Raw genomic sequence first — 23,415 nt, forward strand, 5'->3', positions numbered from 1 at the left:
TGTGACATGAGCGGGGTCTGGGCTGAGGAGGTCCGGGCTGAGGAGGTCTGGTGCCGTGCACGGGCCGGACGGGGGGCTCGTCCGACCGGCAGCCACTGCGACAGGCGCAGGGCCACGGATCAGGAGGCGTGGACCTGGAGTTGGGACACCTGGCCCGCCGGCCAGCCGGTGTTGGCGGTGAACACCAGGCGCACCCGGCCTGCGCGGTGGTGTGCTACGCGCTGGTGCGGGCTGTGCGGCAGCGCCGCCGGGCGTACCGGTGACCCGCGCGGCGGTGTGCCCGGCGGGTCAGGGCTGTGCGGTGAGGCGGAAGCTCTGGGCGGCGGAGTTGTCGCAGGTGCGCTGGACGAGTTGGACGGAGTTGGTGGCCGCGGTGGTGGCGGCGGTGAGGCACTTGCCGCTGTGGCGGGCGACGAAGTGCTGGGCGCCGTTGGCCTCGGTGACGGGCCGCCACTGCTGGTTGGCGCCGCCGCCGTAGGTCCACAGCTGCAGGGGCGCGTTGTCGGCGGTGGAGACGCCGGTGACGTCGATGACCTGGTCGGGGTTGTTGCGGGCCGCGAGGCGGACGTAGCCGCTGTCGGTGGCGGTGGTGCGGAAGTGCTGGGCGGTGGTGCCGTTGCAGGTGTACTGCTGGATCGCGGTGCCGTTGGCGGTGGCGGCGGCGCGGGCGTCCACGCACAGGCCGTTGGCCTGCGAGGTGAGGGTGTACCAGGGGTCGGTCGTGGCCGGAGCCTTGCCCAGCCACTTCAGCGAGTCGATCAGCATCCGGTTCTGGGTGGCGGAGGCGAAGGTGGAGGAGGTACGGGTGTTGGTGCTGTAGTTCATGGCGTTGTGGCCGAAGTTGGCGTACAGCATGCGGTACTGCGTGTTGGTCCAGATGATCGGGTAGTCGCCGCTGTACCAGGCCTGGTTGGGGTCGCTGCCGAGCGGGAAGCTGGACGGGTCGACCGAGGCCAGGACCTTGATGTTCGGGTTGGCCCGCAGGTTGTTCGACCAGGCGTACCACTCGCTGACGGCCGAGGTCCAGGTCGCCGGCAGCGACGCCGCGGCGGGGTGGGTGCCGTTCTCGGTGCGCAGGACGGCGGTGGTGGGGCCCCAGGTGTTGGAGCGGAAGTTCCCGCTGCCCAGGAACTGGTTGTAGTACCAGTCCCAGCTCGAGGCCTCGGTGGTGAACGCTGAGACGTGGAAGCCGAGCCAGGCGCCACCGCCGCGCACGTACCGCTCGAAGCCGGCCCGCTGGGCGGCGCTCTGCGGGGCGTCGTCGAGGAACAGGACGACGTCGTAGGCGTCGACGCCGCCGTTGGCCAGCAGGTCCCAGTTCGTGGTCGCGGTGTAGGTGAAGTTGTTGGCAGCCGCGGTCTGGGGGAACCAGGCGTTGGCTTCCTTGTCGAAGTCGATGTGGGCGGCGTCCCAGGTGCCGCTGTAGAACGCGATCACCTTGAAGTCCGGTGCGGCGGCGCTCGCGTGAGCGGTGGGGGAGAGCACGCCGAGCAGCAGGGCGATCAGGGCGAGGACGGCTCGGGGGAGCCGCCGGGGGGTGGGTCGGCGGGGCATGGTGTCGCTCCTTCGGTGGGGGTGAGCCGCGGGAAGGGGACGTTCATGGCGTGGTGCCTGGGGGATGCGCCGGCGGTGGGGCCGCCTGTCGTGGGGACGTGCGAAGCCATGGGGCGGGCGGGGCCGCCGGGGCCTGTCGGCGGGTTGGACGGGTACATCGGTGGGGCCTGGTCGTGCAGTGGGCGGATCGGCGGCGCAAGGGAGTTCCTGGTGCGGTGCCCGGATTCTGCGGTGGCCTTCGGGCTGGCTGTGGCGTGAACCTAAAAGGTCTGAACCAGCCACGTCAAGCCCTGTGGATTCGGTTCTTGAATGCTCAATGTGCTTTCAGTGCGTGATCTTTGACGTTTCATCAGCTCTGCCGTTAAGTCTTGACGCCGAGATGCGGGCGCGGTTCACTCGGGGAGGCCGGTCCGGAACCGGCTCCGCGCGTCACTGCCGACTGCTTGGAGGGCCCGCGAGATGGCTGCCACGATCACCGACGTCGCACGTCGGGCCCAGGTCGGCAAGAGCACCGTCTCCCGGGTGCTCAACTCGGGGGCGGAGGTGGACGCCGCGACGGCTACCCGCGTTCGGGAAGTGATCGCAGAGCTGGGCTAGGTGCGGCAGCATGAACGCCGCGGTTGCAGGCGCAGCCGCTTCAGGTACGGGCCGTACTCGCCGACCGGCAGGTATGGCTCGATGAACTCCCGCTCCGCACCCGTCAGTTGCGCTCGCGTCACGAAGGAGGGCGTAGCGTGGCGACGGTCTCCATCACCCGCGTTCGGGCAGTGGCGGGCGGGGAAAGGGCGGCGGCTCGTACTCGAAGGGGCGGGGCCGTGACCAGGTGAAGAGCCCCCGGACCGAGGGCCGCCCGCAGGACACCCGGTGCGGGGGCGGCGAGCCGGTCGACATGGCCGCCGGCCGGATGCACATCGACCAGGTCGACGTCTCGCTGCCGGGCTCGCTGCCGCTGGAGTTCACCCGGAACTTCGAGTCGGGGCTGCTGACGGGCCGTTGGATGGGCCAGAGGTGGCGACAAGCACGGCGTCCCGCTCTGGACCACCTGAAGCTCACCGCCGCCACCGGCGCCGAGGCCCGGTTCGTCACCGAAGCCGTCGCCGGGACCGACGGGGCCCAGGTCCTCACCAGCACTGCGGCCGCCGCCGGCCTCTTCCCGGTCGAACGTGTTTATGCGACGGCTTCGGCCATGCCCCTCCCGGGCTGACAGGCCCGCTCGGCGATGCCGGCGGGGCCCGTGCCCGTTCTCCTCGCCCATCGACCGTTGCAGGATCGCCAGCGGGTCGGCGTTCAACCGCCTGCTGTGCGCCGATTGCTCGGCTGATCCGCCCGCCGCCACTGTCCGCCCGGCGGTCCCGCGCCCGTTGTCCGGAGGGCTCGGGACCGTCACCGGTGACGGGAGGGTCAGCCGGTGGCCTTGGTGGCGAACTCGGTGGTGTAGGTCTTGGACAGGTCGACGGTGGACTCCTTGCCCTGGACGTCCGGGTGGAAGGCGGCCAGCACGGAGAGCACGGTCTCCGGGCCGCCGGGGGGCATCAGGCCGTCGGTGGTGAACATCGGCAGGGTGGCCTTGATCGCGGCCGCGTACTCGGCGGCGCCGCCTTGGGCGTAGTCGGCGGGCATCTGGGCGGCGATCTCCTCCGGGGTGTGGGTGTTCATCCACTTCAGGGTCTTCACGAAAGCGTTGGCGAGCTTCTGGACGGTGTCCTTGTTGCCGTTCACCCAGGCGGTGTTCATGTAGAGCGAGGAGGAGGGGTAGAGGCCGCCGAGCGCGGCCCGGGAGCCTTCGGGGGTGCGCATGTCGTACAGGACGGTGCCGAGTTGCTTGGACAGGATGTTCGCCACCGTCGGGTCGGTGGTCATGCCGGCGTCGATCGAGCCCTGCTGGAGCGCGGCGATGAAGGTCTGGCCGGCGCCGACCGCGATCGGGCTGAACTCGTTCGCGCTGACGCCGTTCTTGACGGCCAGGTACTTGGTGAGGAAGTCGGTGGAGGAGCCGATGCTGGTGACGCCGAGCTTGCGGCCCTTGAAGTCCGCGCCGGTCTTGATCGCGTCGGCCTGCTTGGCGGAGACCACCTCGACCTCGCCGGGGGCCTGGGCGAACTGGACGACCGATTCGACGCTCTTGCCCTTGGCCTGCAGGTCGATGGTGTGGTCGTAGAAGCCCACGGCGCCCTGTACGTCGCCGGCCAGCAGCGCGGTGGTGGCGTTCACGCCGGCCGGCTCGCTGAGCAGTTCGACGTTGACGCCGGCGTCGGCGAAGTAGCCGAGCCGCTGGGTCAGCATGGCGGGCAGGTAGATGACCTTGTCCAGGCCGCCGACCATGATCTTGACGGTGGGGCCGTCGACCTTCTTCCCCGCGGGGGCGGCGCCGTTGTGCGAGGTGGCGGCGTCGTTGGCACAGGCGGCCAGCGGCAGCAGGAGGACGGCGGCGAGGGCGGCGGCAGCGGTTCTGCGCATGGTGGGGGGAGCCTCTCGGGGTGAAGGGGGAACGGGTGGGGTGGGGTCAGCGGCCGTCGCCGGTGTCGGCCGGCTTCCAGCGGAACAGCCGCTTCTCGGCGAAGGTCAGCAGGCCCTCGGTCAGCAGCGCGACCACGGCCAGGATGGTCATCGCGGCGTACACGCCGGCCGCGTTGAAGGTGCCCTGGGCGGCGGCGACCATCAGGCCCAGACCCTTGGTGGCGCCGATGTACTCGCCGACGATCGCGCCGATCAGGGCGAAGCCGAAGCTGACGTGCAGGCTGGTGAAGATCCAGGTGGTGGCGGCGGGGATGACCACCTGCAGGGTGACCTTGCGGTTGTCGGCGCCCAGGATGCGGGCGTTGGCGACCAGGTTGCGATCCACCTCGCGGGCGCCCTGGAAGGCGTTGAAGAACACCGGGAAGAACACCAGGACCACGGCGGAGGCGACCTTGGAGGCGGGGCCGAGGCCGAACCAGATCAGGAAGATCGGCGCCAGCACGATCCGCGGGATCGCGTTCAGCACCTTGACGTACGGGCCGAACACGTCGGCCAGGAAGCGGACGCGGCCCAGCGCGATGCCCAGCAGCACACCGCCGGCCACGCCCAGTACCCAGCCGGTCAGCGCCTCGTACAGGGTGTAGCCGATCTGCTCGCCGAGCGAGCCCTGCGCGGTGCCGTGGGTGATCCACTGCCAGATCTGGTCCCAGATCCTCGACGGCTGGGAGAAGTTGAACGGGTCGATCACCCCGGTGCGGGAGCAGACCTCCCACAGGCCGAGGAAGGCGGCCAGCACGGCGGCCCGGGCGCCGTACACGCCCAACTTGCGGTTGCGGGCGGCCCGTTCACGGATCTCGGTGCGGGTGGCCGCAGGCGCGGCAGGGGCGGGGGCGGTCTCAAGCGGCACGACCCGCTCCTCTCTCACGGGTGATGCGGACCTCTTCGCCCAGCGAGGCCCAGATCTCGCGGTACAGCTCGACGAAGCGCGGCTCCAGGCGGACGGCCTCGACGGTGCGCGGGCGCGGCAGGTCGACGGTGAAGATCTCCTTGACGGTGGCGGGGCCGGCGGTCATCACGACCACCCGGTCGGCCAGCGCGATCGCCTCGTCCAGGTCGTGGGTGACGAAGACCACCGAGGAGCCGGTGCCCGCCCACAGCTCCAGCAACTGGTCGGACATCAGCGCCCGGGTCTGCACGTCGAGTGCGGAGAACGGCTCGTCCATCAGCAGGATCCGCGGGTCGTTGACGAAGGTCTGGGCCAGCGCGACGCGCTTGCGCATGCCGCCGGATAGCTGGTGCGGGTAGCGGTCCTCGAACGCCGACAGGCCCACCCGGGCCAGCCAGTCGCGGGCCTTCTCCCGGGCCTGCTCGGCCGGGACGCCGCGGAAGCGGGGACCGGCCATGACGTTGGAGAGCACCGTGCGCCACGGGAAGACGGCGTCCTGCTGGAAGACGAAGCCGACGTGCCCGTTGATGCCGGACACCGGCTCGCCGTACACCCGCACCTCGCCCTCGGTGGGTTCCTCCAGGCCGCTGACCAGGGTCAGCGTGGTGGACTTGCCACAGCCGGTCGGCCCGACGACGGCGACGAACTCGCCCGGGGCGACGGTCAGGTCGAGCTCCCGGACGGCGGTGTGCAGGGTGCCGGACGGCGTCCGAAAGCGTTTGGTCGCCCCGGTCAACTCGATCGCCGGGACGGCCCCGGCCTTGTGCGGGTCCACGTGAACCACCTACCTCCTCGGCCGGCTCCGACGCCGGCCCGCTGCTGTGGACCGGGACGCTACGAGCGGCGGGAGCGGCGCGGGAGCCTTGCGGGCGTATCGCGGCTTTGCGGCGTTGAGGGGTGTTGTGCTCGTTTTGCTTCCGCTACAACAACGGGGGCGGGGGCTGACAGAAACACCCCGGAAACATAAGGTGACCTGCACCCTCGCCCCGCCGCGCCGGAAGGAGACCGCGATGAGGCGCCCCCACTGGCCCCGCCGGGTCTTCGCCCAGCTCCTGCTCGCCCAGACGGTCGTGACCGTCGGCGTCAGCGCCCTGACCGCCGGGCTGTTCCTCGCCCCCGTCAGCCGCGAGCTCGACCGCGCGGCCATGCAGCGGGCGCTGGCCATCGCCCAGGTCACCGCCACCGACCCGAACGTCGCCGCAGCCGCGGCCGCCCGCGACTCGGACACCGCCCAGGACGTCGCCGAACGGGTGCGGCGCTCCACCGGAGCCGAGTTCGTCGTCATCACCGACACCGCGGGCATCCGGCTCTCGCACACCGACCCGACCCGGATCGGCCTGCGGGTCTCCACCGACCCCGAACCCGCGCTGCGCGGCGAGAGCGTCACCGCGATCCAGGACGGCACCCTGGGGCGCACCGCCCGCGGCAAGGTGCCGCTGCGCCTGGCCGACGGCCGGATCGTCGGCGAGGTGTCGGTCGGCCTCAGCGACGACTCGATCCGCGGCCAGCTGCTGTCGATGGCCGGCGGCATCCTGCTGTGCGCGGGCGCGGGCCTGGTCGTCGGCCTCGCGGCCACGCTGGTGCTCGCCCGGCGTTTGAAGCGCCGCACCCACAACATCGCGGTCGCCGACATCGCCGCCCTGCTGATCGAGCGCGAGGCGATGCTGCACGGCATCCGCGAGGGCATGCTGGCGCTCGACGCCTCCGGCCGGATCCGCCTGGCCAACGACGAGGCGCTGCGCCTGCTCGCGCTGCCGGCCGACTGCGCCGGGCGCACCGTCGACGAGGTCCTGCCGCCGGGCCGGCTCGCCGACGCGCTGACCGGGCGGATCGAGGGCGCCGACCTGCCGGCCGTCCGCGACGAGCGGGTGCTGGTCGTCAACCGGACCGCCCCCGCCGAAGGCGGCGCCGTCATCACCCTCCGCGACCGCACCGAACTCGAGTACCTGGTAAGGGAGTTGGACCACACCCGGGGGCTGACCGAGGCGCTGCGGGCGCAGGACCACGAGCACGCCAACCGGATGCACACCCTGCTCGGGCTGCTCGAACTCGGCCGACACGACCAGGCCGCCGCGTTCATCTCCGAGCAGTCCGGCTCGCACGCCGCGCTCGCCGCCCGGATCGGCGCACAGGTCCAAGACCCGCACCTGGCCGCCCTGCTGGCGGGCAAGGCCGCCGTCGCCGCCGAACGCGGCATCCGGCTGACGGTCACCTCCGACAGCCACCTGCCCGACGCCGCCGTCGACGCCCGGACCCTGGTCACCGTGGTCGGCAACCTGGTCGACAACGCCCTGGACGCGGTGCCGGGCGGCGCCGTCGAGGTGCGGCTGCGCGCCGTCGGCCCCACCGTGCTGGCCGAGGTCGCCGACAGCGGCCCCGGCGTCCCGGCGCACCTGCGCGAGCGGATCTTCGAGGAGGGCTGGACCAGCAAGGGCGCCCCCGCGCACCGCCCCCGCGGCCTCGGCCTCGCCCTGGTACGCCGCCTGGTCGAACGCTCCGGCGGGCGACTCGCCGTCGGCACCGGAGCGCTCGGCGGGGCCCGCTTCACCGTCGAACTGCCCGAGGCCCTGCACACCGTGGAGAACGCATGATCGACGTCCTCGTGGTCGACGACGACTTCCGGGTCGCGGACGTGCACGCCGCGTACGTCGCGAAGATCCCGGGGTTCCGGGTCACCGGGACCGCGCACAGCGCCGGCCAGGCACTGGCCGTCCTCGAACGCGCCCCCGTCGACCTGGTGCTGCTCGACCACCACCTGCCGGACGAAAGCGGCCTGGCCCTGGTCCGACGCCTGCGCGAAGCCGGCATCCGCTGCGACGTCATGATGGTCACCGCCGCCCGCGACGTCTCCACCGTCCACGAGGCGATGCAACACGGCGCCCTGCAGTACCTGGTCAAGCCATTCAGCTTCGCCGGCCTGCGCGACAAACTCACCGCGTACGCCGACCTGCGCCACGCCCTGGCCGGACCCGCCGCCCGGGAGACCTCCCAGGACGAGGTCGACCGGATGTTCGCCGCCCTGCGTACCGCGGCCTCTCCGGCCACCGCCCTGCCCAAGGGCCACAGCGCGCCCACCACCGACCTCGTCCTCGGGGCCCTGCGCGACGCCGGGCAGCCACTGTCCGCCCAGCAGGTCGCCGACGCCACCGGCCTGTCGCGCTCCACCGCCCAGCGCTACCTCAAGCACCTGGCCCGCGACCGCCGACTGCGCCTGTCCCTCCGCTACGGGGACACCGGCCGCCCCGAGCACGAGTACCTGCTCGCGGGCCGCTGAGGCCGACCGAAGGCTGTCCCGTAACGAGGCCCGCGTCCGTGGCCCTCTGAGCGATGGACCGCGCCGACGTGAACACCGTGCTGGCCGCCGGGAACGCGGTCAAGCGGCACGGGCAGCCGCTCCACCCGAGCTGCCGGGCCGAGGAGCTGCGGCTACGGCTCACCGGTTGAGCCCGCAGCTCACCTGCGGACGAGCACGCCCTCCTCGACGGCGGCCAGCGCGTCCCGCAGCACGCGGTTCAGCAGTTCCGCCTCGGGGATACGGGCGACGATCCGGGCGTGCGCCGCGGTCACCGCGCGCACGGACTCCTCGGCGACCTCGACCCCCCGGGGCGTGAGGCGCACCCAGGAGCTGCGGCCGTCCCCGTCGTCGGCCTCGCGGGAGACCAGTCCGGCCCCGGCCAGGCGCTTGAGCACGTTGCTCGTGCCGCCGGAGGACAGCAGCAGGGCGTTGGTCAGTTCGGTGGGCTTGAGCCGGTACGGCTCGCCCGCCCGGCGCAGCACCGCGAGCAGCCCGTACTCGGCCTGGGTCATCCCGAGGCGTTCCAGCTCGCGCGCCGCGACCTCGTCGAAGGCGGCGGTCAGCAGGGCGCTGCGCTTGGCCAGCTCCAGCGGAAGGCCGGCGATCTCGGGCAGCTGGACGTGCCAGGCCGAGATGATGTCGTCGACGTGGTCCGGTTCGGACATGGCAGCCCTCCTTGCCCCCTCCCTCGGCGCCTCCGCGGACGGGCTCTTCAGGATAGCTAGCTCGGCGCAAAGCTTTCCCAGGAGGCCCGGATGCCTCTCCCCCGTCCCTCACCTCCGCTGTTGCCCGTCGCGGCGGGAAGCCACTATGTTCTGCCTCAGGAAAAAGCTTTCCACATAGCTTTCTTGTGGCGCATCAGGGGAGTGGTCATGCAGGCTCGAATCGTCGTCGCCTACCACAGCGGGTACGGCCACACCGCCAAGCAGGCCGAAGCGGTCGCCGCCGGCGCCGGCAAGGTCGAGGACACCGCGGTGCAACTGGTCTCGCTCGCCGAGCTGAACGACGAGCTCTGGCAGACGCTGGCCGAGGCCGACGCGATCATCTTCGGCTCGCCCACCTACATGGGCGGCTCCAGCGCGGTCTTCCGCACCTTCGTCGAGGCGACGTCGGGCGTCTGGGGCGACAACATGCAGTGGAAGAACAAGATCGCCGCGGGCTTCACCAACAGCGGCAACATGGCCGGCGACAAGCTGCACACCCTGATCAACATCGCGCTCTTCGCGGCGCAGCACGGCATGATCTGGGTCGGCCTGGCCGAGTACGGCGGTTGGAACACCTCCAACGGCAGCACCGAGGACATCAACCGCCTCGGCAGCTGGCTCGGCGCCATGTCGCAGTCCAACAACGACGAGAGCCCCGAGGTCACCCCGTCCGCCAGCGACCTGCGCACCGCCGAGGTGCTCGGCCGCCGGGTCGCCGAGGTCACCCACGTCCAGCTGCGCGGCCGCGCCACGACCGCGCTCCAGGCGACGGCGGTCTGACGCGGCCGGCTCCGGGACAGCTCCCGCACCAACGTTCCTGCGGCGCATTCGGCGTTGCGGGCGGGTTGCGATCCACGGCCGCCGCAGTGGCAACCGGGCCTGGGAGCGGGAGCGCTCGAAGGTGCTTACCGGCAGGCGTTCGATGTGGTTGCGGGAGCGGGTGCCCCGGTTGCGGCCTGGGCGCGCACGGCCGCGTCGGGACGGGAAGCGAAGCGGTTGAACGAGGCGGCGGAGGCGCGTCACCGCGCCTGTGCACTGGAGGCGCGGGGCCGGTCGGTGCGGGCGTGCCTACATTGGAGCCATGACCGATCGGCACCCCACATCGGCGTTCCACAGGGCCAACACCGACCCGGCGGTCACGGACCGGCTGATCGCCGCGCTGGACGCCCAGGCCGCCAACCCGGGCGTGTGTCGGCTGCGTGCCTGGGCCCGCGCGGGCCTCGCCGCAACCCCGGGCGAGCGGGCGGTGGACATCGGCTCCGGCACCGGCTCGGAGACCCGGGTACTCGCCGAGGACGTCGGCCCGGACGGCTCCGCGATCGGCGTGGAACCCCACCCGGGCCTGCGTGCCGAGGCGGAACGGCGCGCGGCGGAGGCCGGCAGCCGGGCCCGCTTCGTGGACGGTGACGCGCTCGCCCTGTCGCTGCCCGACGCGGGTTTGGACGCCGTCCGGTGCGAGCGCGTCCTCCAGCACCTGTCCGAACCGGCGCGGGCCGTCACCGAGATCGCCCGGGTTCTGCGCCCGGGCGGCAGGGTCGCGCTGCTCGACACCGACTGGTCCACTTTCGTGCTCCACCCCGTCGACCCGGCGGTCCTGCCCGCGCTGGGCACCATCGCCCAGGGCACCGCCGCCACCTTCGACGCCGGACGCCGTCTCACCCAGTGGCTCACCGACGCGGGCCTGACCGTCGACCGCACCGGCGCCGACGTCCTCCTGCACGACCCGCGCACTGTCAGTCTGCCGATCGTGCAGGGCCTCGCCACCGCCGCCCTGGGCCGGGGTCTTATCTCCGAGGAACAGCGCGACCGGCTGTACGCCGACCTCACCGCCGCCGCCGACCGGGGCGCCTTTCACCTGTCGGTGACGATGTTCGCCGCCGTGGGCCACCGCCCCGGCTGAGCACGCGGACACGGTTGCGACCTGATCTCCTGTCGGGTCCAGGGCCCTGACCTCGGGGGATCACCCGACCGGCCGGATCGCAGAGCGTGCCCGGGCACTCCGCAGGGGAGTGCCCGGGGCTGTTTCCGAGGCTGTTTCGTTATCGGGTGGGCTTGATCTCGCGGGGCTTCCACTCGTCCGAGAGGAGGCCGAGGACGGCCTGGTCCGCGTACCCGCCGTACGCCCAGGCGGCGCGCCGCAGCGTTCCCTCCAGGACGAATCCGGCGCGGGCCGCGGCGGCGAGCATCGGGGTGTTGTCGGTGAGGGTCTCGAGCTGGAGGCGCTGGAAGCCGCGGACGAGGAATCCGTACTCGCACAGGGTGTGCACGATGTCGACGGCCAGGCCGCGGCCGCGGAACGCGGGGCGCAGGGCGAGGCCGAGATGAGCCGTCCGGCTGTGGGTGTCGATGCCCCAGAGCAGGGCCTCGCCGGCCAGTTCCTGCGACTCCAGCTCGACGACGGAGAAGCAGGCCGCCTCGTCGGACGGCCCGGGCACCACGAACGGGGAGTGGCCCGACGCGGCGGAGATGGGCTGCCAGGGGCGGGAGTCGCCGCGTGACCGGGTGGCCACGTCCTCGTACAGCTCGGAGTGCAGGACCGGGATGTCGCTGTCGTGTCGGGCGCGCAGCCCGATCAATTCGCCTTGAATCACGGGCAATTGGTATCGGCACGGGCGGCAGGTGATCAACCGAGTTACGCCTGCTGTTATGGCGGCCATGCGACGGCCTCGGGGGCGGTCAGCGTTCGCTGTCGAGCTGGGCCATGAACGGGGCGGCGTAGCGGCTGCCGGCGGCGGAGTCGGCGGGGACGGCCCGTTCGATGGCGGTGAGGTCGGCGGCGGTCAGGTCGAGGGTGCCGGCGGCGAGGGCCTCGGCGAGGCGGTCGCGGCGGCGGGCGCCGACCAGCGGGACGACGTCCTTGCCCTGGGCGGCGACCCAGGCGATGGCGACCTGGGCGACGGTGGCGCCCTTGGTGTCGGCGACGGCGCGCAGGGCCTCGACCAGGGCCAGGTTGTGGTCGAGGTTCTCGCCCTGGAAGCGCGGGCTGAAGCCGCGGAAGTCGCGCTCGCCGAGCTCGCGCTGCCGGCTCCAGTGGCCGGAGAGCAGGCCGCGGGAGAGCACGCCGTAGGCGGTGACGCCGATGCCGAGCTCGCGGGCGGTCGGCAGGATCTCGGCCTCGATGCCGCGGGAGAGCAGCGAGTACTCGATCTGCAGGTCGGCGATCGGGTGCACGGCGTGGGCGCGGCGCAGCGTCTCGGCGCCGACCTCGGACAGGCCGATGTGGCGGACCAGCCCGGCCTGCACCATCTCGGCGATCGCGCCGACGGTCTCCTCGATCGGGACGGCGGGGTCGAGCCGGGCCGGGCGGTAGATGTCGATGTGGTCGGTGCCGAGGCGGCGCAGTGAGTAGGCCAGCGAGGTCTTCACGGCGGCCGGGCGGGCGTCCACGCCGAGCGGGGCGCCGAACGCGTCGCGCAGGGCGCCGAACTTGACGCTGATCACGGCGCTGTCGCGGTCGCGCCCGCGCAGGGCGTCGCGCAGCAGCATCTCGTTGTGGCCCATGCCGTAGAAGTCGCCGGTGTCCAGCAGCGTGATGCCGGCGTCGAGCGCGGCGTGGACGGTGGCGACGGACTCGGTGTCGTCGGCCGCGCCGTAGGCGTCCGACATGCCCATCAGGCCGAGTCCGAGGGCGGAGACGACCGGGCCGTCGGTGCCGAGGGTGCGCGTGTCCATGAGAGGTTCCCCGTTCGCTCGGTATCAACGCTAACGAGAGAACCGTAGCACTGGTAATCCAGCGCTAACAGGATTCCGGTAACGTTGCTCCGCATGAGCAGTGCCGACACCCCCACCGACCCCCGCGAACGCATCCTCGCCGCCGCCGCCGAACTCCTTGCCCAGGGCGGCAGCGAGGCCATGTCCACCCGCGCCGTCGGCGCCGCCGCCGGCGTGCAGGCGCCGACCCTCTACCGGCTGTTCGGCGACAAGCAGGGCCTGCTGGACGCCGTGGTGAACTACGGCTTCGCCCGCTACCTCGCCGAGAAGTCCTCCCGCACGCCCGGCCCCGACCCGGTCGACGACCTGCGCCGCGGTTGGGACCTGCACGTCGGATTCGGCCTCGCCCAGCCCGCCTTCTACGCGCTGATGTACAACGCCGCCCGCCCCGGCGAGGCCGTCGAGGCCGCCGAACGGGCCGGCCGGATACTCACCGCGATGCTGGAACGCGTCGCCCGCGACGGCCGGCTGCGCCTGCCCGTGCCGATGGCCGCGCAGATGCTCCGCGCCGCCGCCCTCGGCGTCACCCTGACGCTGATCGCCGAACCGCCCGCCACCCGCGACCTCGCGCTGTCCGTCCGCACCCGTGAGACCGTCCTCGCCGCCATCACCTGCGCCCCGGCCCCCGCCCCCGAGCAGCTCACCCCCGCCGCCCTCGCCATCGCCCTGGACGCGACCCTGCCCGAGCGGCCGAACCGGTTCACGGCGGCCGAGACGGCGTTGCTGCGCGAGTGGCTGAACCGCTTGATGGACGAGGCCGACTGACCGTTCAGGGCCCGGGGTTGAGGGCCAGCATGATCAGGGCGGTCAGCTCCTGGCGGCGGCTCACTCCGGTCTTGGTGAAGACCGACTTCAGGTGGTCCTGGACGGTGTACGGGGCCATCGCCAGGCGCTGCGCGACCTCGCGGGTGTCGGCGCCGCGGATCAGCAGCAGCGCCACCTCCTGCTCGCGCGCCGTGAGGCCGTAGGCGGCCAGGTGCAGCGGGATGACGTGCGCGGGGGAGGCGGGGGTGGCGACCACGGTGACCTCGTCGGCGGCCGAACCGCAGGCCCGGGCGTCGCGGGCGTCGCGGGCCGGTGAGGCGTGCAGCAGGTACCAGTGGCCGTCGTGGGTGCGGATCCGGACCGGGATCTGCGGGGTCGGCAGGCCGTGCGCGGCGCGGCGGGCGTGCTCGGCGGCCATCGCGATCGCGGTCGGCACGTCGAGCGAGGTGGGGGAGGGGTCGGCGACCCGGGAGAGCAGTTCCTCCGCCGGGCCGGACAGTGTGCGCGGCCGGTTGTGCCGGTCGAGCAGCAGCACGGCGGGGGTGGGGTCGGCGGGCCCCGGACCGGCCGGCGGGAGGTGGCTGGTGCGCAGCGCCTGGCCGAGCAACCGGGCCGCGGTGTCGGCGAGTTCGCGCTGCCGCGCCGGGTACGGGCCGCGGTCGGCGGCGCGCATGAACGCGGCGCAGCCCCACATGCCGCCCGCCGCGTCGAACACCGCGCGCAGCTCGTCGCCGAAGCCGTACCGGGAGATCTGCTCGCGGAAGCGGATGCTGTTCTGCGGCGCGCCGCGGCTGGCCCGGCTGAGCGTCTCGGCCTGCACCCCGCTGCTGCGGATCTTCGGGAAGGTGGCGAGGTCGTCCGCCCACACCTCCAGGTGCACCGCGTCCTCGAACTGGCCGAGGTTGAGGTCGTCGCTCTGCACCGAGTTGACCAGCCCGGTGGCCGGGTCGGTCGTGTGCCAGCAGACCGCGTCGAACTCCAGTACGGGGCGCAGGAGTTCATCGGCGTGGCGGAACAGCTGACTGGTGGTCAGGCGCTGCGCGGTGAGCTCCCGCAGGCCTTCGATCGCCGCGCGCGCGGCGGCGCGCTGCGGTCCGCGTAATCCCATGGGCGGACGCTAGCATCTGTGTTCGGGTTGTGGCGACGGTGTGTGCGCAGCTGATCACTGTGCGGCGGTGGCGGTGCGGGCCACCGGCTCACCCGGCCGGGGCGTCGAGGGTGAACAGCAGGTCGGCGCGCGGCGCGAGGACCTGGTCGAGGGCGAGCAGGACGCCGGCCGAGCCGGTCCACAGTTCGGTGCTGTACCGCAGCAGGCCCATGCCGAGGAAGCGCACCGTCCCGTCGTGCGGCACCGCGTGCTTGTACAGCCCGCGGGCGGCCCGGACTGCCCCGGCGCGGGAGTGCTCGTCACCGGTCAGCAGGGCGTGCTCGGCGAGGACGAACGCGAACCCGGCGGCGCCGTTGTACAGGGCGGGCAGCGCGGTGTGGGTGCCGTGCAGCGGGGCGAGCAGGCGCGGCACGGCGGCGGCCAGCCGTTCGTCGGCGACGGTGCGCAGGTACCGGGCGGCGACGTGGACCAGGCCCGCCGAGCCGCAGTCCAGGTACGGCATGGCGCGCCGGTCCTCGGCGGAGACCGGGAACAGCAGGCCCGGCGCGTCCGGGTCGGTGGCCCGGTCGAGTTCGGCGTGCAGCAGGGCCAGGCCCCTCGGCAGCAGCGAGGTGTCGCCGGTGACCCGGGCGAACTGCTGGTGGGCCAGGGCCAGTCCGGCGCGCCCGTGCAGCAGGCCGGTGGCGTCGTCGGGGCCGAGTCTGGGCGACAGGTCCGCCCCGTCCGGCTGGGCGGTCAGCAGGGCGTGCGCGCGCTCGGCGTGGTGTGCGTCGCCGGTGCGGCGGTACAGCGCGAGGTGGCCCATCGCCAGGCCGGCCGCGCCGCCGGACAGGGTGGCGCTCCGCCCGGTCAGCGGGTGCGCGTCGGCGGTGTCCAGCAGGCTCCGGGCCTCGTCCAGCAGGCCGTGTTCGGCCAGCACCCAGGCGATCCCGGCCAGGCCGACGTAGAGCCCGGGCGCGAGCTCCGGGCCGGCGGCGAGGGCGTCGCGGCGCAGCCGCTCCAGCGCGCCCTCGGGGGCGGCGATGCCGCAGCGGTGCAGCGCGTGCAGCACGCCGGCCGCACCGTAGAGCACGCACAGGGTGTTGGCGGTGTACCCCTGCGGGACGGTCGGGAAGGTCCGCGCCGGGTGCGCCGGGTCGGCGGCGGCGAGCAGCCCGGCAGCGGTGGCGTCGCGCAGCTCGGCGAGGTGGCGCAGCGGGTCGGCAGCGACCTCCTCCGGCGAGGGCAGTGCCGGGTTCCCGCTCGGCGGGTGGTAGCGGGTGGCGCGCTTCCACAGCACCTCGCTGATCGGGGCGCTCCCGGTCAGGTCGTGGTGGAAGTGGGTGAGCGAGTCGGGCGTGCGGCCGGGGGTGTTCGGCAGGCAGCCCAGCAGCAGCATCGCCAGGCCGCTGACGCCGAAGTCGTCGTGGGCGGTGCGGCCGTCCCGCTCCACGACGTGCCGCGGCGCGACGTACCCGGGCGTGCCCATCCGGCCGGGGGTGTCGTCGGGGCCACAGGCGGTCTCGAAGTCGATCAGCCTGATGCCGTCGTCGGGCGTCACCAGCACGTTGGCCGGGCTGACGTCCACGAACGTCCAGCCGAGGGCGTGCAGGCGTGCCATGGCGGCCTCGATCGCGGCGAGGATCCGCTCGCACCGCGCGTAGTAGGCCGCGAACTCCTCGGCGGTGCTGCCGGTCTTCAGCGCGGGGTGGCTGGTCGGCGGGATCCGGTTCAGCGCCTTGCCCCCGACGAACTCGGTGACCATGAACTCGTGGCCGCCTGCCCGGAATTGGGCGATCGGCTCCGGGGCCAGGCCGGGCGCGAGAGCGTGCAGCGCGGTCAGCGTCCGCCACTCCCGGTGCAGCCGGGAGACCGCGTCGTCCTCGCCCTCGCCCAGACCGTGGAACGGGCGGGCCTCCTTGACGAACACCTTCCGGCCGGTGGCGACCTCCGCCCCCTGGTAGGCGCCGCCGCCGCTCGAGTGGACGATCGCGTCCCCGACCGAGAAGCCGCGCAGCACCACCGGCCCCTCGGGGCGGGCCGGGACCGGGCACACCGCGAACGGGTCGGTCATGCCGTCCGGCAGCTGGAACGAGGCACCGCGCCGGTCCGGCACCTCCTCGCCACCGGCACCGCGGGTCAGCAGGGTGCGGGTGCCGTCCGCGTCCAGCCGCTCGCGCGTCCGGTACGCCCCGTACCGGTACTGGACGGTCTCGCTGCCCGGGAAGCGGCGGTCCGTCAGGATCAGCGGCCCCTGCTCGCCGTCCAGCGCCTCCCGCAGCGCCTCCATCAGACGGCGGGAAGCGGCGGTGTCCGCCGGGTACGCGGCGATGAACTTGCCGCTCTGCGGCCGGGACGCGTGCTTGCGGTGGATCCACCAGTACCAGTGGTCGGTGGCGAGGTGCTTGAACGCGACGTCCTGCGCGAAACAGATCTCCGCGACGGTGTCCAGCACGGCGGCCGCGCGTGAGCGGCGCGCGGAGACGTGCACCTTCCAGCCGTCCGCGGGCAGCGCGGGCATCCCCTCCCGGTGCCACATCGTCCACACCCCGCTCGCCACCCCCAGCCAGCCCTCGGCGGGCCGGCCCGGCGCGAACGGGTCGCCCTTCGGCGCGGCGGTGTCCAGCGGCGCGTAGTACTCCCGGTCCGCGACGGTGAACTCCGCCGGCGCCTCGGCCATGAACGTCTCCTGTCGGGTGATGGCGGGAGCTAGAACACCATTTCGGTGGTCGGCGGCCAGCAGTTGTGGCAGGCGGTGTCGTGGGCCTCGACGTCGTCGTCGGTGTCGGCGGTGGCGGTCTCCTGGAGGGAGAGGACGGTCTCGGTCTCGGCGGCGTCGTGGTCGGGGGTGCGGTCGGTGCTCATCGCGGTCTCCCGTGTTCGGATGGGGGTGGATCGGTCAGGCCTGGGGGAGGTGGGTGGCGGTGAAGCTGGTGAGGTCGCCGGTCTGGACGCTGAGCGCGGCGTGGGCCCGGACGTCGTCGTCCGCGACGCCGGGCGCTTCCTGGAGGACGCGGACGGCCTCGGCCTCGGCGGCGCTGTCGTCGGTGCTCACGGGCCCTACAGCGTCTCGGTCACGATGATGGTGTTGCAGGCCGCGCTGAGGACGCTGAAGACGTGGCCCTCGACGTCCTCGGCCTCGGCGGTGGGTGCCTGCTGGAGGGAGCGGACGGCTTCCGCCTCGGCGGCGGCGTCCTCGGGAACGCGGTCGGTGCTCATATTGGCCTCCGGGGCTAGGCGACCGTGATGGTCATGGTCTCGGGGGAGCAGAAGACGCTCTGGACCAGGCCGTGGGCCTCGATGTCCTCGGCGGTGGCGGTCTCCTGGAGGGAGAGGACGGCCTCGGACTCGGTGGCGCTGTCCTCGGGGGTGCGGTCGTCGGTGCCCATCGGCGGTCTCCTGGTCTCTCGTTGGCTCAACTACCGTTGCAGCAACGGTAGTTGGCGCCGGTTCAGGGTCGGTTCAGGGCCGGTACATCACCAGTCGGCGCGGTCGCCGATCAGCCGCTGCACCTCGGCGAGCAGTCGTACCGCCCGGTCGCGGTCGCCCGCGACGAGTGCCGGGGCCGGGCCGTCGACGGCGACCCGCAGGGCCACTGCGGCCTGGCGGGCGAACAGGGCGAGCAGGTCGAGTTCCGGGAGGCAGGCCCGGGTGGGGCCGGCGGCCGGGTCCAGCACCTCCAGGACGCCCAGGACGCGGTCGCCGTGAATGAGCGGGGCGGCCATCAGGGCGTCGGGGACGTAGCCGGTGGACTCGGCGACCTCCTGGTCGAAGGACGTGCTGCGGCGCAGGTCGTCGACGATCATCGGCTCGCCCGAACCGGCCACCCAGCCGGCGATGCCCTGGCCGGCGGGGAAGCGGCGGCCGATCAGGAACTCCTGCCCCTGGCCGGACACCGCCTGGAAGACCAGCTCGAAGGACTGGTGGTCGAGCAGCAGGATCGAACCGGCCTGGGCGCCGAAGATGGCGCGGGCCACATCGACCACCGACTGCAGGAGTTCCGCCACCACGGGATCGGTCGACGGCGCGGCGGGGGCGGTTGACTGGGTCATCTCGACCACGGTCCCTTTCTCACGACGTGCGGCCCGGCGCTCACCGGGTGCCGCCGACATGGACATTCGCTGCGGACAGGTACAGGGCGTGCTTCAGCTGGAACGGCGTCAGCCTGGGCCGCTCGGACAGGATCCGGGCGCACAGGCCCGCGACGAACGGCGTCGCGAAGCTGTTGCCACTGCTGCGCAAGGTGGCGCCGCCGAGCCAGGCCACCTCGACGTTGACGCCGGGGCCGAAGAACTCCACCGGCGGCTCGGGGTTGTACAGGTGCAGATCGGGGTCGTCCTCCCGGTGGCTGCCCACCGAGATCACCGACGAGAACCGCCACGGGAAGCTCTCCACCTGGGCGTTGTGGGCAGACGCGACGATCGTGCTGCGCCCGAAGTACGCCTCGTCGGCCAGCACGTGCAGGTCCTCGAGGTACCGGGTGCGGGTGGTCGACAGGCTCAGGTTGATCACGTCGAAGCCCTGCCGGATCGCCCACCGCAGCCCCGCCAGCAGCACGTCGCCGCTGCCGGTGAAGCGCTCGCCGAGCACCCGGACGCTGTGGATCTCGCAGTCCGGCGCGGCCCGCCGGACGATGCTCGCGCAGGCCGTGCCGTGGCCGGAGACGTCGCCCGGGTCGTCCGCGCCGAGCGCCTCGACCCGGATCGTCCCGGCCTCGTCCTTGCGCACCACGTGCGCGCCCGCCACCCCACCGACCAGCGGATGGGACCCGTCCACGCCGGAGTCGACCACGCAGACCCGCACGCCCCGCCCGGAACCCCCGACCAGCGTGCCCGCCGCGGGCCGCTCGGGCAGAGCGTCCGCCTCCGTCCGGACGTCCTCGGGGGTCCGGCCGGCGAGGCGCCAGGTCAGGCCGCGCGGGGGCACGGCGTGGGGCACGGTCGTCATCACGAAACCGCCTCTCTGCGGGGATGGTGGCCGGCCAGGGCCTCGGCGAGCCGCACGCCCGGGCCGTGCCCCTTGGCCGCGAATCGGCCGCCGGCCGCGGCGGCGGACAGCAGACGCTGCTGGTCCAGGCCGAGCAGCGCGGCGGTACGGGCCAGATCGGCGGCGGCCAGGCCCTGCAGGATCGGCGAATCCGTCCGGCCGGCCACCTCGACCGCGCCGCGGGCCAGCCGCAGCGCGGGCACCCGGTCGCCGCCGGCGGCCGCCAGCCGGGCCCGCAGACCGTCGCGCTCCGCCAGCGTCGCGAACGACAACCGGCCGCCGGCGCGGGCCCGCTCCTCCTCCAGCGCGGCGAGCGCGGCCCTGGCGGCCCGGCGCTCGTCCAGGTCCAGGTGCAGCCGCGCCGTGTCGAGCAGCGCACCGCTCAGCAGCGCGCCCCCGCCCAGCTCCCGGGCGGCCGCGGCCGTCGCCGCCAGCAGCTCCAGCGCCTCCCTCGGCCGACCACCGAGCGCCGCCACCGTCGCGCCGAACAGCGGCAGGAACGCCGCCGCCTCCGCGTACCCCAGCCGCTCGGCGTGGTGCGAGGCCTCCGCCAGGCAGGCCGCCGCCCCCGCCCGGTCGTCGCCGAGCGCCAGCAGCACCGCCAGCGGACAGTTCAACGTCACCCGCACCGCCCGCCGCCCCCGGCCCTGCGCGGCCAGCAGGTCCTGGCAGCGCTTTATCGCGGTGGCCGCCGGCACCGGACCGCGCCACAGCGACACCCCGATCGCACCCAACGCCGACGCCCGCTCCTGCTCGCCGTCCGAACGCTCGGCATGCCGCAGCGCCCGCGCCAGCAACCGGGTCGCCGCCGCGTGCCGCCCGTCGATCTGCTCCTGCTGCGCCAGCCGCAGACAGGCCCGCGCCTGACCCAACTGGTCGCCCGCCCGCTGGAACACCGGCAGGGTCTCCCGGGCCACCGGCGCGGGCGCCCGCTGCTGGCCGACGGCCGCCAGGCTGAGCCGCGCGTGCGCCGCCTCCACCGGATCGTCCGTACTCGCACCGACCTCGGCGAGCAGCACCCGGCCCGGCTCGATCCGGCCCAGCGCGAGCAGCGCCTCGCCCAGCCGGCGGGCCGCCGGAAGCCGCCCGTCCTCGCCCGGGTGCAGCAGCGCGGTCGCCCTGGTCAGCAGCTCCACCGCCCAGCCCGGGTCGGTCCGGGCCGCCGCCCGGGCACCCGCTTCCGCCAGCGCGGTCGCCGCGCCCCGCCGCAGCGCGTCCGTGCGCTCGCCGTGCAGACCCAGCTCGGCCCGGTACCGGTGCGCGCGCTCCAGATGGCCGCCGACCACCGCCGGGCCACCCGCCCGCACCGAACGCAGCGCGGCCGCCCGCTCGTGCCGCTCGGCCCGGCCCTGCTTGGACAGGCACTCGTACGCGACCTCCTGCACCACACCGCTGGCGAACCGGAACGACGCGCCGTCCGCCACCACCAGCCGGTGCCGCCCCAGCCGCCGCAGCGCCGCCGACAGATCGGGACCGGCGGTGTCCAGCGCCGCCAACTCATCGGCGGCGAACTCGCGGCCCAGCACGCACGCCAGATCGACCGCCCGCCGCTCGGCCGGGTCCAACGCGTCCAGCCGGGCTCCGATCAGCGTCTGCAGGGTCAGCGGCACCCCGTCGCCGCTCCCGCTCTTGTTCGCCGGGGCCGCGAGCAGCTGTTCCAGATGCAGCGGATTGCCGCCCGCCCGCTCCAGCAGGTGCGCGGGCGCCGCCCCGCCCAGCGCCCCGGCCAACTGCCGCGCCTCCCCGTCGGACAGCGCACCGAGCGTCAGCACCCGGTGCGGACCGGCCGGGCCGGCGTCCAGCAGCTCGGGCCGGCCCAGCACCGCCACCAGCACCGGGGCGTCCGCGAGGGCCGCCACCACCCGGTCCAGCAGGTCGAGCAGCAACGCGGCCGCCCAGTGCGCGTCGTCGATCACCAGCACCAGCGGCGCGCGCCCCGCCAGCGCGCCCAGCAGCTCGACCAGCGCCGCGCCGGTGTCCTCCGGCGACGGCGTCGGCGTGCCGTCCGCGAGCAGGCCCTGCGCCAGCACCTCCAGGCCGGGCAGCTGCCGGTGGTCGGGGGCCTTGGCCAGCAGCGCGGTGACGGCGTCCGCCAGCGGCTGAAGGCCCGCCTGCTCGCCCGGCGGGCGGCACCGGCCCGCGCCGAACCGGCCGGAGTTGCCCGAGAGTTCGAGCCAGTGCCGGAGCAGCCGGGTCTTGCCCTGACCAGGCTCGCCGCCCAGCACCAGCAGGCGGGCCGTTCGCTCGGTGGCTGTGAGTTCGAACTCCGCGTCCAGCAGCGCCAGTTCGGCTTCGCGGCCGACGAACGGCAGGTCGAGGCGCTCCGGCGCCCTGAGCTCCAGCCCGAGCAGCCGGTGCGCCGTCACCTCCTGCTCCTTGCCCTTGAGCCGCAGCGGCCCGACCTCGACCGCCCGCACCCCCTCGCCCGCGGCCCGCAGGGTGTCCGGACCGATCAGCACCTCGCCCGGCCCGGCGTTCTGCTCCAGCCGCGCCGCGACGTTCACCACCTCGCCGGACACCAGCGCCTGCCGCGCCGACGCGTCCGAACCCGTCACCACCCGGCCCGTGTTGACGCCGATCCGGACCGTCAGCCGTAGACCCAACTCGGCGTGCAGCTCCTCGTTGAGCGCCCGCAGCGCCGCCAGCATCCCGAGCGCCGCGGCCAGCCCCCGCCGGGCGTCGTCCTCGCGCACCGACGGCACGCCGAACACCGCCATCACGGCATCCCCGATGAACTTCTCCACCGTGCCGCCGTGCTCCTCGATCGCCGCCCGCATCGCGTCGAAGTAGCGCAGCGTCACCCCGCGCAGCGCCTCCGGATCGAGCGTCCCCGACAGCGCCGTCGAACCGACCAGGTCGCAGAACAGCACCGTGACGATCTTGCGGCCGGCCGTCTCCGGACCCCGGGCGTCGGCGCGCGGAGTCCCGCACGCCGCGCAGAACCGGGCCTCCACCGGCAGCGGACGGTGGCAGCCCGGGCAGCGCCCGCCCGCCGGATCCGGGCCGAACACGTCAGAAGAGAGCACCGCCCGCCACCTCCGCATGCCCCTGGACCTCCGGCCCGGCCTCCTCCAGCCGGCCCCGCAGATCGGTCAGCAGGCCAAGCTCCTGCTCGGTGAGCGAACGCAGCACCGCGTGCTGCTCCTCGGTGAGGCCGCTCAGGTCGAAACCGGCGGCAGCCAGGGCCGCCAGGGCCGGGTCGGTGCGGTCAGTCATTGCTGTCCTCCTGGATCCGCGGCGAGCTGGTGGAAGAGCCGGGCGAGGATGCCCGCGGTGTGCAGGGCGCTGACGGCGACCTCGGTCTGCTCCGCAGCTGTCAACTCGAGCCGGTCGAGCTGACGTTGGACCTCGGCGAGATGCCCCGCGTCGAGCGCCGCGTGCTCGCGCACCGTCCGGAACGCGGCTTCCGGCAGCCCCGTCCGGGCGGCCAGCACCCCCGCCAGGGCGGGCGACGGGGCATGGCCCTCCAGCACCGCGAGATAGCCGAGCAGCGCGGCCGGATGACGGTGCTCGATCCGGTAGTACTGCGCGCCCGCCAGCTCCACCACCAGCGGCGGCGGCAACGGCGGTTCCTGCTGCTCCCCGGCCGCCACCAGATCCGCCAACAGCCAGGCGTCGTGCCCCCGTTCCTCCTCCGCGTGGACCGCGAAGTACGCCGCCAACCGCGGCGCCCACTCCTCGTCCAGCCGCGCACAGGCCGCCGCGGCGCGCTCAAGCAGCGGGACGGAGGCGACGGTCAGCGCGTGCATCGCCCACAGGTAGTCGATGTAGCGGCCTGTCAGATCGCCTTCCGGTCGCCACAGTTGGGCGCTCGCCCGATGCAGCGCGGGCGCGACCAGCGCCAGCCGGGCGTCCAGTGCGCGGGAGGTCGGGATGCTCACGTGGTGCCCCCGGCGCGGTTTCGCAGCGG

General features: G+C 73.8%; 26 protein-coding genes and 1 pseudogene. 8 read left to right on the forward strand and 19 right to left on the reverse strand.

Annotated features, from left to right (window positions below; genetic code table 11):
* The first annotated feature begins 128 nt into the window (after window positions 1-128).
* Window positions 129-263, forward strand: coding sequence for a hypothetical protein (locus ACIHEI_RS18940; RefSeq protein ID WP_396607408.1), 135 nt, complete (start codon window positions 129-131; stop codon window positions 261-263).
* A gap of 25 nt (window positions 264-288) precedes the next feature.
* Here ACIHEI_RS18940 and ACIHEI_RS18945 read toward each other — a convergent pair whose 3' ends face one another.
* Window positions 289-1,554: a ThuA domain-containing protein gene (locus ACIHEI_RS18945; RefSeq protein ID WP_396607409.1), complete on the reverse strand. Its 1,266-nt coding sequence runs from the start codon at window positions 1,552-1,554 to the stop codon at window positions 289-291.
* A gap of 459 nt (window positions 1,555-2,013) precedes the next feature.
* Between ACIHEI_RS18945 and ACIHEI_RS18950 the strand changes: the two are divergent.
* Window positions 2,014-2,148, forward strand: a pseudogene (locus ACIHEI_RS18950) (LacI family DNA-binding transcriptional regulator); the annotation flags it as partial.
* Here ACIHEI_RS18950 and ACIHEI_RS18955 read toward each other — a convergent pair.
* Window positions 2,148-2,273, reverse strand: a complete 126-nt coding sequence (locus tag ACIHEI_RS18955) for a hypothetical protein (RefSeq protein ID WP_396607410.1) — start codon at window positions 2,271-2,273, stop codon at window positions 2,148-2,150. The pseudogene ACIHEI_RS18950 and the gene ACIHEI_RS18955 overlap by 1 nt on opposite strands.
* A 104-nt stretch (window positions 2,274-2,377) precedes the next feature.
* Here ACIHEI_RS18955 and ACIHEI_RS18960 point away from each other — a divergent pair, with 104 nt between their 5' ends.
* Window positions 2,378-2,758, forward strand: coding sequence for a DUF6531 domain-containing protein (locus ACIHEI_RS18960; protein ID WP_396607411.1), 381 nt, complete (start codon window positions 2,378-2,380; stop codon window positions 2,756-2,758).
* Window positions 2,759-2,955: 197 nt separating this feature from the next.
* Here ACIHEI_RS18960 and ACIHEI_RS18965 read toward each other — a convergent pair whose 3' ends face one another.
* The 3 genes from ACIHEI_RS18965 to ACIHEI_RS18975 are packed head-to-tail and all read right to left on the reverse strand — an operon-like array spanning window position 2,956 to window position 5,732.
* Entirely contained in the window at window positions 2,956-4,011 is a 1,056-nt protein-coding gene (locus ACIHEI_RS18965; RefSeq protein WP_387861766.1) for an ABC transporter substrate-binding protein, read from the reverse strand.
* A 46-nt stretch (window positions 4,012-4,057) separates the two neighbouring features.
* A complete protein-coding gene (locus tag ACIHEI_RS18970) occupies window positions 4,058-4,918 on the reverse strand; it encodes an ABC transporter permease (protein WP_396607412.1) in 861 nt (286 codons plus the stop codon).
* On the reverse strand, window positions 4,908-5,732 hold the full coding sequence (locus ACIHEI_RS18975) for an ABC transporter ATP-binding protein (RefSeq protein ID WP_387642801.1): 825 nt from the start codon (window positions 5,730-5,732) through the stop codon (window positions 4,908-4,910). Before ACIHEI_RS18975 ends, ACIHEI_RS18970 begins: the two co-directional genes overlap by 11 nt.
* Before the next feature lie 235 nt (window positions 5,733-5,967).
* On the opposite strand from ACIHEI_RS18975, the gene ACIHEI_RS18980 reads away from it, so the two are divergent.
* Together ACIHEI_RS18980 and ACIHEI_RS18985 are read left to right on the forward strand one after the other, a co-directional pair.
* Window positions 5,968-7,548, forward strand: a complete 1,581-nt coding sequence (locus ACIHEI_RS18980) for an ATP-binding protein (protein WP_392953616.1) — start codon at window positions 5,968-5,970, stop codon at window positions 7,546-7,548.
* Window positions 7,545-8,231 carry a response regulator gene (locus ACIHEI_RS18985; protein ID WP_387861771.1) on the forward strand — a complete coding sequence of 229 codons (687 nt, stop codon included), beginning with the start codon at window positions 7,545-7,547 and terminating at the stop codon, window positions 8,229-8,231. The genes ACIHEI_RS18980 and ACIHEI_RS18985 overlap by 4 nt, the downstream gene beginning before the upstream one ends.
* 179 nt (window positions 8,232-8,410) lie before the next feature.
* Here the strand turns inward: ACIHEI_RS18985 and ACIHEI_RS18990 are convergent, their stop codons facing one another.
* Entirely contained in the window at window positions 8,411-8,917 is a 507-nt protein-coding gene (locus ACIHEI_RS18990; RefSeq protein WP_392953610.1) for a MarR family winged helix-turn-helix transcriptional regulator, read from the reverse strand.
* 207 nt (window positions 8,918-9,124) lie between these two features.
* Here ACIHEI_RS18990 and ACIHEI_RS18995 point away from each other — a divergent pair, with 207 nt between their 5' ends.
* Both ACIHEI_RS18995 and ACIHEI_RS19000 read left to right on the forward strand, forming a co-directional pair.
* Entirely contained in the window at window positions 9,125-9,736 is a 612-nt protein-coding gene (locus tag ACIHEI_RS18995) for a flavodoxin family protein (protein ID WP_396607413.1), read from the forward strand.
* Between the two features lie 301 nt (window positions 9,737-10,037).
* Window positions 10,038-10,856, forward strand: a complete 819-nt coding sequence (locus tag ACIHEI_RS19000; protein ID WP_396607414.1) for a methyltransferase domain-containing protein — start codon at window positions 10,038-10,040, stop codon at window positions 10,854-10,856.
* A gap of 139 nt (window positions 10,857-10,995) precedes the next feature.
* Here ACIHEI_RS19000 and ACIHEI_RS19005 read toward each other — a convergent pair whose 3' ends face one another.
* Together ACIHEI_RS19005 and ACIHEI_RS19010 are read right to left on the reverse strand one after the other, a co-directional pair.
* Window positions 10,996-11,547, reverse strand: coding sequence for a GNAT family N-acetyltransferase (locus tag ACIHEI_RS19005; protein WP_396607415.1), 552 nt, complete (start codon window positions 11,545-11,547; stop codon window positions 10,996-10,998).
* An 85-nt stretch (window positions 11,548-11,632) separates the two neighbouring features.
* On the reverse strand, window positions 11,633-12,628 hold the full coding sequence (locus ACIHEI_RS19010; RefSeq protein WP_396607416.1) for an aldo/keto reductase: 996 nt from the start codon (window positions 12,626-12,628) through the stop codon (window positions 11,633-11,635).
* A gap of 93 nt (window positions 12,629-12,721) precedes the next feature.
* Here ACIHEI_RS19010 and ACIHEI_RS19015 point away from each other — a divergent pair, with 93 nt between their 5' ends.
* Entirely contained in the window at window positions 12,722-13,432 is a 711-nt protein-coding gene (locus ACIHEI_RS19015) for a TetR/AcrR family transcriptional regulator (RefSeq protein WP_396607417.1), read from the forward strand.
* A gap of 4 nt (window positions 13,433-13,436) precedes the next feature.
* Here ACIHEI_RS19015 and ACIHEI_RS19020 read toward each other — a convergent pair whose 3' ends face one another.
* From ACIHEI_RS19020 to ACIHEI_RS19070, 11 genes are all read right to left on the reverse strand, one after another.
* On the reverse strand, window positions 13,437-14,540 hold the full coding sequence (locus ACIHEI_RS19020; protein WP_396607418.1) for a helix-turn-helix transcriptional regulator: 1,104 nt from the start codon (window positions 14,538-14,540) through the stop codon (window positions 13,437-13,439).
* An 88-nt stretch (window positions 14,541-14,628) separates the two neighbouring features.
* Window positions 14,629-17,199, reverse strand: a complete 2,571-nt coding sequence (gene lanKC / locus ACIHEI_RS19025) for a class III lanthionine synthetase LanKC (RefSeq protein WP_396607419.1) — start codon at window positions 17,197-17,199, stop codon at window positions 14,629-14,631.
* Between the two features lie 29 nt (window positions 17,200-17,228).
* Window positions 17,229-17,384 carry a hypothetical protein gene (locus tag ACIHEI_RS19030; protein WP_396607420.1) on the reverse strand — a complete coding sequence of 52 codons (156 nt, stop codon included), beginning with the start codon at window positions 17,382-17,384 and terminating at the stop codon, window positions 17,229-17,231.
* A 34-nt stretch (window positions 17,385-17,418) separates the two neighbouring features.
* Window positions 17,419-17,574: a hypothetical protein gene (locus ACIHEI_RS19035; RefSeq protein WP_396607421.1), complete on the reverse strand. Its 156-nt coding sequence runs from the start codon at window positions 17,572-17,574 to the stop codon at window positions 17,419-17,421.
* 5 nt (window positions 17,575-17,579) lie between these two features.
* The gene (locus tag ACIHEI_RS19040) at window positions 17,580-17,738 is read right to left on the reverse strand and encodes a hypothetical protein (protein WP_396607422.1); all 159 of its coding nucleotides are present in this window, start codon (window positions 17,736-17,738) and stop codon (window positions 17,580-17,582) included.
* A 14-nt stretch (window positions 17,739-17,752) separates the two neighbouring features.
* Complete coding sequence (locus ACIHEI_RS19045; RefSeq protein ID WP_396607423.1) at window positions 17,753-17,908, reverse strand: hypothetical protein; 156 nt, start codon at window positions 17,906-17,908, stop codon at window positions 17,753-17,755.
* A gap of 87 nt (window positions 17,909-17,995) precedes the next feature.
* Window positions 17,996-18,571, reverse strand: coding sequence for a GAF domain-containing protein (locus ACIHEI_RS19050; RefSeq protein ID WP_396607424.1), 576 nt, complete (start codon window positions 18,569-18,571; stop codon window positions 17,996-17,998).
* Window positions 18,572-18,611: 40 nt separating this feature from the next.
* Window positions 18,612-19,466 (reverse strand): S8 family peptidase, encoded by an 855-nt coding sequence (locus ACIHEI_RS19055; protein WP_396607425.1) that lies wholly within the window; start codon window positions 19,464-19,466, stop codon window positions 18,612-18,614.
* Window positions 19,466-22,531: an adenylate/guanylate cyclase domain-containing protein gene (locus ACIHEI_RS19060; protein WP_396607426.1), complete on the reverse strand. Its 3,066-nt coding sequence runs from the start codon at window positions 22,529-22,531 to the stop codon at window positions 19,466-19,468. The genes ACIHEI_RS19055 and ACIHEI_RS19060 overlap by 1 nt, the downstream gene beginning before the upstream one ends.
* The gene (locus ACIHEI_RS19065) at window positions 22,518-22,721 is read right to left on the reverse strand and encodes an aroma-sacti cluster domain-containing protein (protein WP_387642785.1); all 204 of its coding nucleotides are present in this window, start codon (window positions 22,719-22,721) and stop codon (window positions 22,518-22,520) included. The genes ACIHEI_RS19060 and ACIHEI_RS19065 overlap by 14 nt, the downstream gene beginning before the upstream one ends.
* Window positions 22,718-23,386: an iron-containing redox enzyme family protein gene (locus ACIHEI_RS19070; RefSeq protein ID WP_396607427.1), complete on the reverse strand. Its 669-nt coding sequence runs from the start codon at window positions 23,384-23,386 to the stop codon at window positions 22,718-22,720. Before ACIHEI_RS19070 ends, ACIHEI_RS19065 begins: the two co-directional genes overlap by 4 nt.
* Window positions 23,387-23,415: the final 29 nt, after the last annotated feature.

It is taken from the genome of Kitasatospora sp. NPDC051984 (assembly GCF_044593455.1).
Lineage (GTDB): Bacteria > Actinomycetota > Actinomycetes > Streptomycetales > Streptomycetaceae > Kitasatospora.